This is a genomic window from Rhodococcus sp. NPDC127527 (genome assembly GCF_042672245.1).
GTDB lineage: Bacteria > Actinomycetota > Actinomycetes > Mycobacteriales > Mycobacteriaceae > Rhodococcus_G.
In genome coordinates this window covers 339,486-355,135 of the sequence record NZ_JBHXVP010000001.1, presented here as the reverse complement: position 1 = coordinate 355,135, position 15,650 = coordinate 339,486, and the positions used below count along the sequence as shown (strand labels likewise).

12 protein-coding genes are annotated in these 15,650 nt (G+C 69.9%); 3 read left to right on the top strand and 9 right to left on the bottom strand.

The window, feature by feature from the left end; genetic code table 11:
• Positions 1-157 precede the first annotated feature (157 nt).
• From zomB to glf, 5 genes are read right to left on the bottom strand one after another with little or no spacing between them, the layout of a single operon-like run.
• Positions 158-2,062, bottom strand: a complete 1,905-nt coding sequence (zomB, locus tag ACFVH2_RS01665; protein WP_378420914.1) for a flagellar motor control protein ZomB — start codon at positions 2,060-2,062, stop codon at positions 158-160.
• Positions 2,040-2,945, bottom strand: coding sequence for a decaprenyl-phosphate phosphoribosyltransferase (locus tag ACFVH2_RS01660; protein WP_378420912.1), 906 nt, complete (start codon positions 2,943-2,945; stop codon positions 2,040-2,042). The genes zomB and ACFVH2_RS01660 overlap by 23 nt, the downstream gene beginning before the upstream one ends.
• Positions 2,942-3,469, bottom strand: coding sequence for a phosphatase PAP2 family protein (locus ACFVH2_RS01655; RefSeq protein ID WP_378420910.1), 528 nt, complete (start codon positions 3,467-3,469; stop codon positions 2,942-2,944). The genes ACFVH2_RS01660 and ACFVH2_RS01655 overlap by 4 nt, the downstream gene beginning before the upstream one ends.
• A 13-nt stretch (positions 3,470-3,482) precedes the next feature.
• The gene (locus ACFVH2_RS01650; RefSeq protein WP_378420908.1) at positions 3,483-5,402 is read right to left on the bottom strand and encodes a glycosyltransferase; all 1,920 of its coding nucleotides are present in this window, start codon (positions 5,400-5,402) and stop codon (positions 3,483-3,485) included.
• A complete protein-coding gene (gene glf, locus ACFVH2_RS01645; RefSeq protein WP_378420905.1) occupies positions 5,399-6,634 on the bottom strand; it encodes a UDP-galactopyranose mutase in 1,236 nt (411 codons plus the stop codon). Before glf ends, ACFVH2_RS01650 begins: the two co-directional genes overlap by 4 nt.
• Positions 6,635-6,750: 116 nt before the next feature.
• On the opposite strand from glf, the gene ACFVH2_RS01640 reads away from it, so the two are divergent.
• Positions 6,751-7,503: a VIT family protein gene (locus ACFVH2_RS01640; protein ID WP_378420903.1), complete on the top strand. Its 753-nt coding sequence runs from the start codon at positions 6,751-6,753 to the stop codon at positions 7,501-7,503.
• 47 nt (positions 7,504-7,550) lie between these two features.
• A complete protein-coding gene (locus ACFVH2_RS01635) occupies positions 7,551-8,195 on the top strand; it encodes a TetR/AcrR family transcriptional regulator (RefSeq protein ID WP_378420901.1) in 645 nt (214 codons plus the stop codon).
• 21 nt (positions 8,196-8,216) lie between these two features.
• Here the strand turns inward: ACFVH2_RS01635 and ACFVH2_RS01630 are convergent, their stop codons facing one another.
• The 4 genes from ACFVH2_RS01630 to ACFVH2_RS01615 form a co-directional block, all read right to left on the bottom strand.
• On the bottom strand, positions 8,217-9,632 hold the full coding sequence (locus ACFVH2_RS01630; protein ID WP_378420899.1) for a lipase family protein: 1,416 nt from the start codon (positions 9,630-9,632) through the stop codon (positions 8,217-8,219).
• Positions 9,633-9,763: 131 nt separating this feature from the next.
• Complete coding sequence (locus ACFVH2_RS01625) at positions 9,764-10,342, bottom strand: TetR/AcrR family transcriptional regulator (RefSeq protein ID WP_378420896.1); 579 nt, start codon at positions 10,340-10,342, stop codon at positions 9,764-9,766.
• The gene (locus ACFVH2_RS01620) at positions 10,339-11,577 is read right to left on the bottom strand and encodes a cytochrome P450 (protein WP_378420894.1); all 1,239 of its coding nucleotides are present in this window, start codon (positions 11,575-11,577) and stop codon (positions 10,339-10,341) included. The genes ACFVH2_RS01625 and ACFVH2_RS01620 overlap by 4 nt, the downstream gene beginning before the upstream one ends.
• Before the next feature lie 109 nt (positions 11,578-11,686).
• Positions 11,687-13,219, bottom strand: a complete 1,533-nt coding sequence (locus tag ACFVH2_RS01615) for a SpoIID/LytB domain-containing protein (RefSeq protein WP_378420892.1) — start codon at positions 13,217-13,219, stop codon at positions 11,687-11,689.
• A gap of 248 nt (positions 13,220-13,467) precedes the next feature.
• On the opposite strand from ACFVH2_RS01615, the gene ACFVH2_RS01610 reads away from it, so the two are divergent.
• A complete protein-coding gene (locus tag ACFVH2_RS01610; protein ID WP_378420890.1) occupies positions 13,468-15,588 on the top strand; it encodes an N-acetylmuramoyl-L-alanine amidase in 2,121 nt (706 codons plus the stop codon).
• The last annotated feature ends 62 nt before the right edge of the window (positions 15,589-15,650 follow it).

The following is a 15,650-nucleotide window of genomic DNA, read 5'->3' as shown; positions in this document are numbered from 1 at the left end:
CGCTGGACTGTATGTCACGGCGAAGGGTCTGACAACCGGTGCCTCGGCCCCCGATCTTCACGATTCGAGGCTCGGTACCGAGGCGAGCACACCCTATCCATCGACTAGCAGACAACGAGCGTTACACAAATGAGATATTCATCCCAGGAAGCCTGTCCTACTTGGGCCTTTCCGGCGGTGGCGTGAGCCCGCAGCGCTCGATTTCATAGGCAGGAACCCGGTCGATGCGGTACTCGGCGTAGTGGAACGCGCGCTTGAGGTTGCGGATGAATAGCGGTCGAGTCAGCTCGCCGCGCGAGGACGCCAGCAGCTCCTGGGTGTCCGGACAGGTCAACGCGACCTGAGCCTGCGCGACCCAGTTCTCGTCCAGGTACCAGGGCAGCCACGGATGCTGGTCCACCATCCCGGTGTCCGCGACCACCCAGTCCGGGTAGAGGGCCTTGTCGTGCCCGATCCGACCGTCGTCCAGACGCGCCGTGTGCGCGGCGAGCGGGTACGCCAACCCCATCTGGTCGATCACCTTCACGTCGAGCCCGACGTTCATGCTCGTCATGCCGAGGTTGAGGAAGTACACGGTGTGGCCGGCGCCGCCTTCGGGGATCGGCGCAGGCGGCGGGACGAGGTCCCAGTAGGTGTAGTAGGCCGCGGGCAGCAACAGACCGCCATCGGGCGTGTTGGCGATCGTCTCCACCATCGCTCGCATCCGCGGGTAGTCGAGGTAGTCCTCGGCCCGGATCGGATGCGCGTGGCCGGTGTTGAGCACGTAGAAGGCGCGCTCGTCGACGATGCCCGACTTGCCGACCACCGTGCCGTTCGGCATGCCCTGGGCGGTGGACGCGACGATCGCCCAGACCACCGTGACCAGCCAGGCGGCCGCGCCGACGGCGAACAGTCCGGTGGCGGGGGTGCGGCCCCACTGCCCTCGCTGCGGCAGCCGGACCGGCAGCACCGCGATCGGCAGGATGAAACAGAACAGGACCGGCAGGAGCACCCGGCCGTGCATGAAGTCGCCGCCGACCCGCACCGAGTAGACGCCGAGCAGCAACGCGGTGACCAGGACCACCGCGACCACAGCGGCCGGACTGTGCAGCCGGGACTGCCAGTTGCCGTGGGTGCGCTGAGCGCCGCTCCCCCGGAGGTGGCGCAGCAGCATCCACCCGGCGTACCCGCCGAGCAGGAGCAGCGGCAGCCACAGCCAGTACGGCCCGACGAGATTCCACAGGTAGGTGAAGCCCTGCCCCCACTTGGCGCCGCCCGCGTCCTTCGACACCGCGGTGTTGGGGTAGGGCAGTCCGTAGTAGCCCATCCGCCAGATCTGGTAGAGCACCGGGACCGCGCCCGCGACCGCCACGATCGCGACGCGCAGCTTCCAGCTGCCGGGGGCCAGGAAGATCAGGAGGAGCGCCAGGCCGGACAGGATGACCATCTCGGGTCGGACCAACGGCCCGAGGCCCGCGACGAACGCGAGGGTCAGCACCGCGGTGGTGGTCGGCTCGCGTTGCGCCCAGCGCACCAGCAGCACCCACACCAGGGCGATCCAGAAGATGACCAGACAGCTCTCGAGCCCGGACGTGGCGAAGTCACGGGCCGGGGGCACCGCGATGTAGGCCAGCGCGCCCGCGGGCAGCAGCAGCGTGCCTGCCGTTCCGCCGGTGCGACGCCACAGCGAACCGGTGCCGACCATCGCGAGCGCGATCGCGCCGCCGGAGAGCGCCAGCGCGAGGGTGAGCACGACGTACTCGAGCCGAATGTGGGTGAGCCAGCCGAACGCGTAGACCAGGTAGGTCCACAGGGTGCTGGTGTTCGCCTCGACCCGCTCGCCCGCGTTGAACACCGGGCCGTTGCCCGCGAGCAGGTTGCGGACCGTGCGAAGCACGATCAGACCGTCGTCGGCGATCCACCGGCGCTGCCAGCCGCCCCAGACGAACAGAGCAGCGGTCAGCACCACACCGGCGACGTACACCCAGCGCGCGGTCGAGGCGGACACCGTCTCACGGTTGTTCGCCCCGGCCGGACCCGGGGTCGTCGTGCGGATCGCGTCAGGCGATGTAGACAGCGACACCCACCACTCCGATCCAGGCGATCGCGAGGAGTTGGAGTACACGGTCCCCCAGTGCGATCTCTTCCGGCTCCCCCGCCTCGCCGCCGTCGACGTCCACCGCGTACCGCAGGATCGCGATGGTGAACGGAATCATCGAGATGGCGAACCAGTTGCTGGCATGCGCCCGGTCCTGCTCGAACGCCCACAGTCCGTAGCAGATCACCACGGCCGTCGCGGACAGCGTCCACACGAACCGCAGGTAGGTCGCGGTGTAGTACTCGAGCGACTTCCGGATCTTGGCGCCGGTCCGCTCGGCCAGCTGTAGCTCCGCGTAGCGCTTGCCGGCCGCCATGAACAGCGAACCGAACGCCATGATCAGCAGGAACCACTGCGAGAGCGGGATCTCCGCGGCCACGCCACCGGCGATCGCACGGAGCAGGAAGCCCGAGGACACGATGCAGATGTCCAGCACGGCCTGGTGCTTGAGTCCGAAGCAGTAGGCGAGCTGGATGGCGATGTAGACCGCCATCACGACCGCGAGCTGCCAGTTGGCGACGAACGAGAGCCCGATCGAGCCCGCGAGCAGCACCACCGCCATCGCATAGGCCAGTCCCACCGGCAGGACGCCGGCCGCGATCGGCCGGAATCGCTTGGTGGGGTGCGCACGGTCCGCCTCGACGTCCATCGCGTCGTTGACCAGGTAGATGCCGGACGCGGCCATGCAGAACACCACGAAGGCCAGCGCGACCGGCAGCAGCACGTCGGCCTCGGTCACCGAGCCCGCGGCGAGCGGAGCGGCGAGCACGAGGACGTTCTTCACCCACTGCCGGGGCCGGAGGGCCTTGACGATCCCGGCGGCCAGCGACTTCGGCGGACCGGTGACCTCGGACGGGTGCTCGCTCATTTCACTCCATATTTCTGTTCGGCCCGCAGCACCACTGCGGCCGAGACTGCGCCCAGTGCGGATCCGGCAAGCACATCGGTCGGGTAGTGCACCCCGAGCACGAGCCGCGAGAGCAGCATCGGGGGCACCAGCACCGCGGGCAAGGGTAGCCCGGTGAGCCGGCCGAGCAGTACGGCGGCAGCGGTGGTGGACGTCGCGTGCGAGGACGGGAAGCTCAGCTTGCTCGGGGTCGAGACGTTCACCGCCACCGAGGGGTCGTTGGGACGCGGACGCCGCACGACGCGCTTGATCACGATCGACGCCGCGTGCGCGCCGACCGCGCCGACCGCGACGCCCGCCCACTGCCGCCGCCGGGGGCGGTCCAGCGCGGCGCCGAGGCCCGCGATCGCGACCCAGCCGAGCGCGTGCTCGCCGAAATGGGACATACCGCGGGCGGCCGCGACCACGCCCGGCCGCGCACCGACGGTCGCCTGAACCAGGTTGAGGATCTTCACCTCGGCCGCAGATTCGGCGGGACCGGTCACCAATGCGATCCCGTCAGGCCTTGTACTCGAAGACACTCTCCCACCTCTCCTTGCTGGTCAGTGACGGCACCGCGGCGGCGTACTCGCCCTTGAGCTCCGGGAACCGGGTGGCCAGCTCGCGGCGCAGCCGGAGGGCCTCCTTGAGCAGTGCCAGCGCCTGCCGCGGGTCGCGCTTGCGGTAGACCACGCCGCGACCGTCCGCGGTGGTGACGGTGACGCCGTCGACCTGCGAGAGCAGGAACCAGCGGGCGTCGAGGGTCGGCACGTTCAGCTGCGGGCGCTCGTGATGCTCCTCGTGCGCGGGCTTGACGTTGTGCACCAGCCCCTTGGCGAGGCGGACGACCTTCGCGAGTGGACCGTGCGGCTCGCCGACGGCGCCGACCTCCGCGCCCGAGGGCAGCGGCAGGCTGGTCGAGGACGGCAGCACGACGGCGTCCGGGTACTCCTTGCGCATCGCGTGCACCTGGCCGAGCGCGGTCGGCAGCTGCGCGGCGATGTGCTCCGGGCCGGCGAGGAAGTCCGCGATGGCCTGGTTCTGGATCGCGACGGTCGAGTACTCGAGGCACAGCAGGTGCTTGATCGTCGCCTTGACGGTGTCGAGCACCAGGCCGCGACCGTTGCCCGGCATGTACAGCGCCGCGACCACCAGGCGGTTGCGCAGGTGGAAGTAGGCCTGCCAGTCGATGGCGTCGTCCTTGTCGGACCAGGCCATGTGCCAGATCGCGGCACCCGGCATGGTCACCGTCGGGTAGCCGGCGGCCTTGGCGCGCAGGCCGTACTCGACGTCGTCCCACTTGATGAACAGCGGCAGCGGCTGCCCGATCTCCTCCGCGACCTGCCGCGGGATCATGCACATCCACCAGCCGTTGAAGTCGACGTCGATGCGCCGGTGCAGCAGCCTCGAGTTCTCCCGGTCGCTGAGCGGGTGCTTCGAGAAGTCGTGGTCGTACTCGACGTTCGGGGCGGCGGACCACATGAAGACGCCGCGGTTGATCGCCTCGCCCATGGTGTGCAGGTGGCTGCGCTCCTGCAGGTTCAGCATCTGCCCGCCGACCAGCATGGGGGACTTCGCGAACCGGGACATCGCCAGCGCGCGGAGGATCGAGTCCGGCTCGATCTCGATGTCGTCGTCCATGAACAGGATGTGTTCACAGTTGGTGGTCTTCAGCGCCTCGTACATGACCCGGCTGTAGCCGCCGGAGCCGCCGAGGTTCGCCTGGTCGTGGATCGCCAGCCGGTCGCCGAGCATCGCGGCGGCCTCGGCGAAGCCGGGCTCGTCGCGAACCTTGCGGGTGCCCTGATCGGGAATGATGACGGCGTCGATCGCGCCGAGCACCAACGGGTCCGAGCCGAGCGCGGTCAGCGCCTTGACGCAGTCGGTGGGACGGTTGAAGGTCGGGATGCCGAGCGCGACCCGGCCCGCACCGGGCGCCTCGACCGGCGCGAACCAGCCGGCGGACTCGAGTACCACGTTGGTGTCGGACGTGACGTCGAACCAGATCCAGCCGCCGTCCTCGAACGGGGCCAGCTCCACCTCGAGCTCGATGGCTGCATCTCCGTCCTCGAACTCCTTGCCCTGCACGTGAATTCGCGAGGAGTCGGCCTTCGAGCGGTACACGTCGACGCGGCCGTGCCCGGACAGTTCCAGGCGCAGCACCACCGAGGTCAGCACGCTCCAGCGGCGCCAGTAGCTGGCCGGGAACGCGTTGAAGTAGGTGCAGAACGACACCTCGGACTCGCTACCGATCGCCAGCGAGGTGCGCGAGGTGGAGTGCGCGCGCCGGGCGTTGGTCCCGGACTCCTCCAGGTAGAGGGTGCGCACGTCCAGCGGCTCACCGGGCCGGGGCAGGATCACCCGCTGCAGCAGCGCCTTGCCGCGCAACTCGACCTCGTCGAACAGGGTGTCCTGTTCGATCAGGTGCCGGGGGGTCACGCGCCGGCCCCGTTGCCTTCGTTCCCGTTACCCAGCGGCGTGCCGGCCTCGAGGTGCGGGCGGAGCGTGTTGTCGAACATGCTCAGGGCACTGGCGATGGCCATGTGCATGTCGAGGTACTGGTAGGTGCCCAGGCGGCCACCGAAGAGCACCTTGCGCTCGGCGGTCTCCTGCTTGGCGCGGGCCCGGTAGGCGTCGAGCTTGGTGCGGTCCTCCGGGGTGTTGATCGGGTAGTACGGCTCGTCCTCGGACTCGGCGAACCGCGAGAACTCGCGCATGATCACCGTCTTGTCGGCCGGGTACTCGCGCTCGGGGTGGAAGTGCCGGAACTCGTGGATGCGGGTGTACGGGACGTCCGCATCGTTGTAGTTCATCACCGGGGTGCCCTGGAAGTCACCGGTCGGCAGCACCTCGGTCTCGAAGTCGAGGGTGCGCCAACCCAATTCGCCGTCGGCGTAGTCGAAGTAGCGGTCCAGCGGGCCCGTGTAGACGACCGGCGCGTCGGGGCTGGCGGCGCGCAGCTCGTCACGCACGTCGAACCAGTCGGTGTTCAGCCGGACCTCGATGAGGTCGTCCTTGGCCATGTTCTCGAGCCACGCGGTGTAGCCGTCGACCGGCAGACCCTCGTAGGTGTCGTTGAAGTAGCGGTTGTCGAAGGTGTAGCGCACCGGCAGGCGGGTGATGTTGCCCGCGGGCAGGTTCTTCGGGTCGGTCTGCCACTGCTTGGCGGTGTAGTCACGCACGAACGCCTCGTACAGGGGGCGGCCGATCAGCGAGATCCCCTTCTCCTCGAGGTTCGCGGCGTCCTTGACGTCGAATTCGGCGGCCTGCTCGGCGATGAGCGCCCGCGCCTCCTCGGGGCTGAAGTAGCGCCCGAAGAACTGCGAGACCAGGCCCAGGCCCAGCGGGAACTGGTAGGCCTGTCCCTTGTGCATCGCGAAGACGCGGTGCTGGTAGCTGGTGAACTCGGTGAACTGGGTGACGTAGTCCCAGACCCGCTTGTTCGAGGTGTGGAACAGGTGCGCGCCGTACTGGTGCACCTCGATGCCGGTCTCGGGCTCGGCCTCGGAGTAGGCGTTGCCGCCGATGTGGTGGCGCCGGTCCAGCACCAGCACCCTCTTGCCCAGCTGGGTCGCGGCCCGCTCGGCAATGGTCAGTCCGAAGAAACCGGAACCGACGATGATCAGGTCGTACTGGCCGGGGGTCGCGGAGCCTGGGGTTACGGAGGTCACGGGCAACCAGGGTATCGGAAGGGGGTGGCTTCGCCGCTCGTGCGTCCAGCGGATCCGACACTTCGGGCAGCCTTGCATTGCTGGTCGGCATCGCGCGCGAGCGTTACCGTTCGGCCATGGAATCCCAGAAGCGGCCGATCCACGAACGAGCAAAGGTCGAGCCCACGGGACACCCCGGCGAACCACACGGTCAGGGCCTGAACGCGAAGCTCAACTGGCTGCGCGCGGGGGTGCTCGGCGCCAACGACGGCATCGTGTCCACCGCCGGACTGGTGGTCGGCGTCGCGGCCGCGACCACCGAACGCGGTCCCATCTTCACCGCGGGGGTGGCGGGGCTCGCGGCGGGCGCGGTGTCGATGGCGCTGGGCGAGTACGTGTCGGTGAGCACCCAGCGCGACACCGAACGCTCCCTGCTGGCGAAGGAACGCACCGAGCTGGCCGAGACGCCCGCGGCGGAACTGGCCGAGCTGGCCGGACTGTACGAGGCCAAGGGCCTCTCCCCCGCGACCGCGATGACGGTCGCGAAGGAACTGACCGAGCACGACGCGTTCGCCGCGCATGCCGACGCGGAGCTGGGCATCGACCCGAACGAGCTCACCAACCCGTGGCAGGCGGCCGGGTCGTCGGCGGTCTCGTTCACCATCGGCGCCCTGCTGCCGCTGGTCGCGATCCTGGTCACGCCCGCGACAGTCCGGATCCCGGTCACCTTCGTCGCCGTGCTGATCGCGCTGGCGCTGACCGGCAGCATCAGTGCGCGCCTGGGCGGGTCGGACCGGGGCCGGGCGGTGCTCCGGGTGGTGCTCGGCGGTGCGCTGGCGATGGTCGTGACGTATGCCATCGGTCAGCTCTTCGGCGGCGTCGCCGGCTGATTCGAGCCCGATCGAGCCCGGTGCGACCCGGCGGTAGGCTCGGGCCCGTGTCAACGCCGGAATCGACCCGGAACTACGGCGGCCGGTCGGTCGCGGACCGGCGGGCCGATCGACGCCTGCGGTTTCTCGATGCGGCCCTGACCGTCTTCGCGACCAAGTCCTACGCCAACAGCACCATCAGCGACATCTGCGCGGAGGCCGGCCTCTCGCGCAGACAGTTCTACGAGGAGTTCGCCGGTCGTCAAGAGGTCCTCGTCGCGCTGTACGACGACATCCAGCGGGACGCGGGCGCCGCGATCACGGCCGCGTTCGAGTCCGCGGCCTCGACCGACCTGTGGCAGACCGCATCCACGGTGATGACCGCCTACGTGACCTCGATCGGGACCGACGCCCGCCGCGCGAAGATCGCGTTCGTCGAGATCGTCGGCGTCAGTGAAGAGGTGGAGCGGCACCGCCTCGCCCAGCGCGCGCAGTGGGGCGTGGTGTTCGAGAGTCTGCTGGGACAGCTGGTCGGCGCCGACGTGCACCCACCCGGCGGATACGAGATGTCGGCAACGGCCTTCATCGGTGCCGTGAACGGGCTGGTCCACCAGTGGAGCATCATCGACCCGCGGCCACCGGTCACCGATCTCGTGGAGGTCCTGAGCACCATCCTGGTGGCGCTGGTCAGCGAGCGGCCCACCGCCCGCTGACCGGTTGGCGTGCTCGACCGTTCAGCCCTGCGCGCCGATCGCCTTGCCGAACAGGCCGGCCAGCACCTCACCGACCGCGGCGGTGAAGGTCGGCCAGGTCGACTGGTCGAGGGCCATCGACCCGACGTCGCGCGTGGAGCAACCCGGTTCTGCGGGCACCCCGTCCATCCGGTCCTTCAGCCAGAGCAGCGCGCTCGGCGCCCCGATCGCCCCGAGCGAGAGGTGCTCGCTGGCGTGGTCGCGGGTGTACGTCACCCGCGCCGACGGGTCCTTGCAGTAGGTGTCGACGAGGGTGTTCACCTGCCCGACCGGGATGATCCAGTCGGGATTGGACTGGTAGAGGAACAGCGGCGCCGTCGGCACGGTCTGGCCCATCCGGGTCCGGTCGATCACCGAGCGCACCGCCGGCTCGTCGAGGGGATCACCGGGCACGTCGAGCAGGCCCTTGTTGTTCACGAACGGCACCAGCGCGGCCTGGTAGGCGACACACAGCGGATTCTTCGCCGTGACCAGCGCGCGGCCCAGTGGGTTCATCTTCTGGTCGAGGAACTGCTGGAACTCGGGGTACTCCCGGCCGAGACCGATCACGGCACCGAGCACCAGACCGGAGGGCGCTGCGTTGTTGGCGTTGTTCAGCACCACGCTCAGGTCGGCTGGCACCCCGCCCGCCGCGACGCCCACGACGTTCAGCTCGGGCGCGTACGACGGCTGCAGTTCGGCGGCGTGCCCGGTGGCGGTCGCGCCGCCCGAGTAGCCCCACATGCCGACGCGGGTCTGCGCCCCCGGCAGGTCCAGCGGCGCGAACCGCTGGGCGGCCCGAATGCCGTCCAGGGTGAGCCGGCCACCGAGCGGGCCGGCGGCGTACGCGGAGTTCGGGCCCTGGTAGTCGGGCACCGAGACCGCCCATCCCTGCGCCAACGCGGTCTGTACCTCGAGGAACTCGGCGGAGACGATCTGCGATCCGGTGACGACGGTCGGCACCGAGGCCAACTGCATGGCGTACGAGGGTGCGCAGTACTGGGCGGTGGCGTCCTCCGCGATCTGGAACGACAGGAGCTTGCCGCCGCCGCGGGCCTGGCCGCGCGGCTCGAGCACCGTCGTGACCGCCGCGACGGGCTCGCCGCGCGTGTTGGTCGATCGGTAGGACAGCTGCCAGGCGTCGACGTTCACCGGGATCGCACCGAAGTTTGCGACGTTCACCGCACGCGCCGCGATGATCTCGCCCGGCTGCAGGGACCGGTAGGCGTCCGGTGGGGGCGCGTAGAACGCGGGATCGAGCTCCGGCGGGCTCGGGGGCACCGGGAACGGCAGCGCGGGCTGCACCGCGACGTCGGACCGGTCCACCGGCGCGGCGACCGCCGACCCCACCCCCGTCGTGACCGACAGGACGACCGCGGCCACCGCGCCGCCCACCTGTGTCAGCCGTCGTCGTCGCATTGTCCGCATCGATGTCCCCCACCGGTCAAAGTGAGACCTTGCCGTCTCACATTCTGTCGGGAGAGGTTACAGATGTGACCCGGGTCGCACAATCCCTTCGAGGTGGCCGCGACGGTCGCGCGGCGGCGATCTCAGCTGGGCGCCAGGAGCACCGGCACCACGAACTGCTCGACCATGGCCCGCTCGTCCGCCTCGTCGGCACCGGGCACGGTGAGCAGCGACACGATCACCCGCACCAACCACCGTGCGCGACTGGAAATTTCGCGGTCCTGAATACCCGGCACCGAGGCGAGGAACGTCGCGCCGAGCACCTCGATGACCTCCGAGGTGCTCGCGAGCTCGGAGGCGATACCCGCATCGCCGAGCCCGAACCAGGCCGCCAGGGTCGGCGTCGCGCGCACCTCGTGCACCGATGCCAGTATCGCGGTGGTGATCCGCTGCCGCGGGTCCTCGATTCCGGCGACCGTGCCGACCACCCGCTCCCCGAGCCGCCGAGCCTCGCGGTGCACGAAGGCCAGGTGCAGCGCGCGCCTGCTGTCGAAGTAGCGGTACAGCGTGGCGCGTGAACACCCCGCGGCCTTCGCGACCTCGGCCATGCCGGTTGTCGCGACACCGCGCTCGACGAAGAGCTCCGCGGCCGCGTCCAGGATCTTCTCGGCGGCGATCTCGGTGCGCGCGTCCCGCAGCCAGGACGCGGCCGCGGTGCTCACAGCCCGGTCACCGAGAACGGCACGTGGGTGGGCCTGCGGACGTAGTTGCCCGCCGCGTACTCGATGCCGTCGACGTCCACGGTGAAGTCTGGGCAGCGGGCCAGCAGCTCCTCGAGCGCGACGCGCGCCTGCATCCGTGCGGCCGCCGCGCCGAGGCAGTGGTGGCTGCCGTGACTGAAGGTCATGATCTGACGCGGTGCGCGCAACACGTTCAGCTCTCCCGCGTCGTCGCCGAAGAACCTCGGGTCGCGGTTGGCGGAGCCGTAGACCAGCAGCGTCTTTCGGCCGGCGGGGATCGTGACGCCGTGCAGGCTGACATCGCGGGTCGTGGTGCGCGCAAGACCCTGCACCGGCGAGGTCAGCCGCAGCAGTTCGTCGACGGCGTCGGCGATCCGGGCCGGATCCTCGAGCAGCAGCGCACGCTGGTCGGGCCGCTCGGTGAGCAGCGCCGACGACCCGCCGAGCATGCCGGTGGTGGTGTCGTTGCCGCCGGTGACCATGGTGAAGGCGAAGCCGAGGATGGACAGGATCCCGGCGAAGTCGCCGTCCGCGCCCATGCCCGCCGCAACCAGGTGCGAGATGGTGTCGTCACCCGCGTTGCCCGCGGCCGCCTCGGTGCGGCGACGCTCGATCAGGCCGCCGAAGTACCCCATCAGCTCGCCGACCGCATTGGCCGCCTCGAGCGGATCGCCGTTGGCGTTGGCCGCGACGATGGCGTCGGTCCAGCCGTCGAACTGGCCGCGGTCCTCGTCCGGCACGCCCAGGTAGTGCGCGACGACCATGCTGGGCAGCGGCTTGAACAGTTCGGTCACGATGTCGCCGCCGCCGGCCGCGCGCAACCGCTCGATGCGCTCGACCACGAACTCGCGGACCGCCGGCTCGACGGCCTCGACCTGTCGCGGCGTGAAGCCCCGGGCGACGAGCTTGCGAAAGTCGGTGTGCTTCGGCGGGTCCAGCATCACCAGCGGCGGGTTGTCCTGCAGCCCGATCTTCTCGAGTTCGCCGTACGTGGTGGTCAGACCGCCGGCGGAGGAGAAGGTCTCGTGGTCACGGGCCGCGGCGAACACATCGGCGTGCCGGGTGAGCACCCAGTAGTCGGCGGCCGGATCGCCCTCGGGAACCACGTGGTGCGCGGGGTCGTGGTCGCGCAGGTCCGCGTACATGCCCCACGGGTCGCGCCAGGTCTCGGCGGAGCGCGGCACGAAGGCCGCTCGGCCGGACATCGTCGTCGTCATGTATCGAGCGTGAGACAGATCGCCGAAGTTGTCAACGGCCGGATTCGGCCGCCCCGTTCGGGAAGCCTGAGCCCCGGTTTCCGGGGCTCAGGCTTCCCGAACTCGGTCGTCAGCCCGCGCTGCCGCTGTCGGGCAGCTTGGCCGTGAGCACACTGGCATCGATGACCTGAGCACCGGTGGCCGACGTCCACACGATCGCGCCGTGCTCGAACATCCGGAACCGCCCGGCCTCGTCGGGCATGGACATCTCCGGGCCGAGCGGTGCGCCGAGAACACCTGTGGGGCCACCGAATTCGGCGTACTTCTTCTCGATCTCACTCGGCGGAACCGGCGCCGGAGGAACCTCGGGAGCCACACCCGGCGCCGGCGGTGCCGCGGGCGGGGCGACGGGGGCGGGCGCACCGAGCCCCTCGGCGATGGTGAACCAGTCCGACTTGATGCCGAGCTTGACCCGCGCGTCGTTGCCGGTGGCCTGCACGGTTCCGTTGGATCCGACCACCTCGAGCCCGGTCACCCGACCGCCGTCCGCGCCGAGATTGTTGCGCGAGGTGACCCTGACCGACCGCAGTTCGCCCACCCCGAACGCGCCGGCGATGTCGCCTGCGGTCAGCGTCTGCGACCAGTCGTGCGTCGGCGAGAGGGCGTCGCCGAGGTCCTCGACCGCCGAGAACACCCCACCGGCGGTGTATCCGCCTGTGGAAGCGGAGAACTCGGCCGACACCGGTTGTCCCCCGCTGACGAGAACCTTGCCCGCGGTCGTCCGCACGGCCTCGGTGGTCCGGAGATCCTCCTTGCTCGTCCCGCTGTACACCTGGCAGTCCTGGGTATCGCAGGTCTCGGCGTAGCCGTACCGCTTCTCCGCGGAGGCGTAGGACCGGGCGGCGATCGCCTGCGCGCGCAGCGCCTCCTTTCCGCCGGAGTCCGCCCACTCCGCCTTGGACTCCGCCGGCACCACACCGAGGAGGTAGTCCTCCATGTCGACGAAGTTGACCACCCGCGGCATCGACCCCTCGAGCGCGGCACCGATCGAACCGCGGAATGCGTTGCCGCCGCACAGCTTCAGATGCTCGTTGGCCGGACGGTCGGTGCCGAGGTCGATCGGGTCCACCCACGGGTGCTCGGTTTCGCCCTGCCACACCACCGCGCCGTCACAACCCGTGGTGACGACGACGTTCGCTCCGCCGGGGGTCGCGGTCAGATGAACGGCGTCACCCGGGGCGATCTCTCGCCCGGCGATGCGGGCGCCGGCATCGGAGTACACCGCGGGGGCCTTGCCGTCGAGACCTAGCAGCCGCACTCCGATTCGCTTGTCCGCCTGCGTTTCCAGCGTGGTTCCGCCGTAGTAGTGCCCGACGATGCGCTCGGCGGACCAGCCCTGTCCGCGCGCGTAACCGTATGCACCCCACTGACCCATGCCACGACCGTGACCGTGGCCGTGCCCGGACAGCGTGAAGGGAGTGTCGGCAGCGACCGCCGGGGCCACCACGGGGGACGCCGACCCCTTCGCGAGGACCAGTCCCGCGACGCCGCCCACCAGCAGCACGGGTGTCGCCGCCAGCGCGAGGGCGCGGACCGTCAGCGGGCGCCGACGATCGCGCACGGCAACACCGGGGATGAATTTCTTTCGGCGGAACTGCGCCATGTCAGGTCTCCTTGTCGACGGAGCCGTACGCCCGGTCACGGGACCGTCACACTGTGGTGAGTACGGGCAGAACGGTCGAGTCTCAAGCTAAGGTTGAGCCTTAGGTGAACTGTGGTTAGTGTTGCAAGAGTGATCGGTGTTAGCAACATCAATCACTTCACTCACATCAGTAACACCGTCCGCGGTCGCGTCGTCCCAGACGACGCGTTTGCGGTGCAACCGAGCGCACAACACAACGAGGAGTCGACTTGCCGTATCGCCGACCGAAGCCGTCGATCGTCCTGGGGACGGTCGCCGCCTTGGCCATCGCGACTCCGGTTGCGGTCTGGGGCGTGACCAGCACCTCGGGTGTCCGATCCACCACCAGTTCCGCGCCGTCCGCGGTGCCCACCCAGATCGCGGAGATCGCGCTGGCGAAGCTCCCCGACATCGTGATCCCGCTCAAGGAACTCACCGGGCTGGATCTGCCGGACGTTCGACTCTCCGACCTGAAGAAGCTGCCACTCCCCAGCGAGATTCCGCTGCCCCAGAATCTCCCGCTGCCCGGCGGCATCACGCTGCCGGACAAGATCGTGCTGCCGCTCGATGCACTACCGTCCCCGCCCACGTCTGCCCCGGCCCCGACGGACGTTGCCGCACCTCTTCCTCCCGCGCCGCAGGCGCCCGCCGGGAGCATCGAGGAGCAGGTCGGCACCGCGGTCAAGGAGATCACCCGCGACACTCCGTTCAGCATGATCGCGCTGACCTCCGAGGCCGGCGCGACCGCGGCCAAGGTGCGCGCCAAGCTGGCCGACGGATCCTGGGGTCCCTGGTTCGCCACCGAGCAGGTCGACTCCCGTAAGAACGACCGCACGACCGGCGGAAAGACCGGCACCGAACCGGTTTTCGTCGGCAACACCAACGCCGTCCAGATCCTCGTGACCAAGGCCGCGCAGGCCGTCGCCGGACTGCCCGCCACCGGCGCGGTCGACCCCGTCCCGGCGCCCGCACTGCCGAACGTGCTGACCCCCGCCGATCCCGCGAAGGCGCCGATCCCCTTCGCGCCCGCCGCGGTGAGCACCCCGCTCCGCGCCCAGGGGCCCGCCCAGCAACTGGCCGACGCCGTCACCGCCGTGCTGATCCAGCCGGGGTCCGGGGCCGCGGACACGTCGTTGACCGATATCGCCTCTCCGGCAGGCGGTTCCGGACCGAAGGTGATCACCCGCGCGCAGTGGGGCGCCGACGAGTCGCTGCGCTGCGAGGACCCGACCTACGACGACTCGCTCGGCGGTGCGACCGTGCACCACACGGCGGGCAGCAACGACTACACGAAGGCCGAGTCCGCCGAGATCGTCCGATCCATCTACGCGTACCACGCCCAGACCCTCGGCTGGTGCGACATCGGATACAACGTGCTCGTCGACAAGTACGGGCAGATCTTCGAGGGCCGCTCGGGCGGGCTGGACCGGAACGTCCAGGGCGCGCATGCCGGTGGGTTCAACGAGAACACCATGGGCATCGCGATGATGGGCGACTTCACCACCGTCAGCCCGCCGCAGGTGACCGTCGACGCGGTCGGCAGGTACCTCGGCTGGCGCCTGGCCAAGGCCGGCCTCGACCCCACCGGCCGGACCACCATGTGGTCCGAGGGCACCGAGTTCACCCCGTACGCGCAGGGCGAGGCCGTCGACCTGCCCATCATTTTCGCGCACCGCGACGTCGGCAACACCAGCTGCCCCGGTGACGCGGCCTACGCGAAGATGGACCAGATCCGCGCCATCGCCAAGGCGAATCCCGGTGGCGGAGGTGGGATCCTGGCGATCGCACCCGAGAAGTCGCCGGTCGTGGGGAATGCTCCCGGCCAGCCGGCGGTGGCACCGGACACCGGCTCGGTGAGTTCGCTCGGCGCCCTGGTGGGCGAGCTGCTCAAGCTCACCGACCAGACCCCGATCGCGCAGAAGTGGATCGCGGAGGGTGGCGACACCGGCAGGCTCGGGGCGTCGCAGACCGGTGAGATCCCGGTGAAGTCGGGCTTCAAACTGGTCAAGTTCGTCAACGGCGTGATCGCGACCTCCCCGAACGGCGGGGTGTGGACGGTGCTGGGCAAGATCTTCGACAGCTGGCGTCAGAACGGTCTCGACACCGGTTCGCTCGGGCTGCCGACCAGCGACGAGTACTCGGTGCCCGGTGGCAAGCGCGCCGACTTCGAGAACGGCTCGCTGATCTTCAACGAGGTCACCGGCGTGGTCACCACCGTCCTCAAGGCCTACAACGAGGCGTACGCGAACGCGTTGCCGCCGGCCGACGCCGCCGCACCTGCGGCATCGGCACCGGCGGAACCCGTTCCGGCGCCGGCGGAACCCGCCCCGGCACCCGCGCCGGCGGGCTGATCGGCACCGGAACAAGTCGACGGCGTCCGCCGCTCCATTCGAGCGGCGGACGCCGCCGGTGT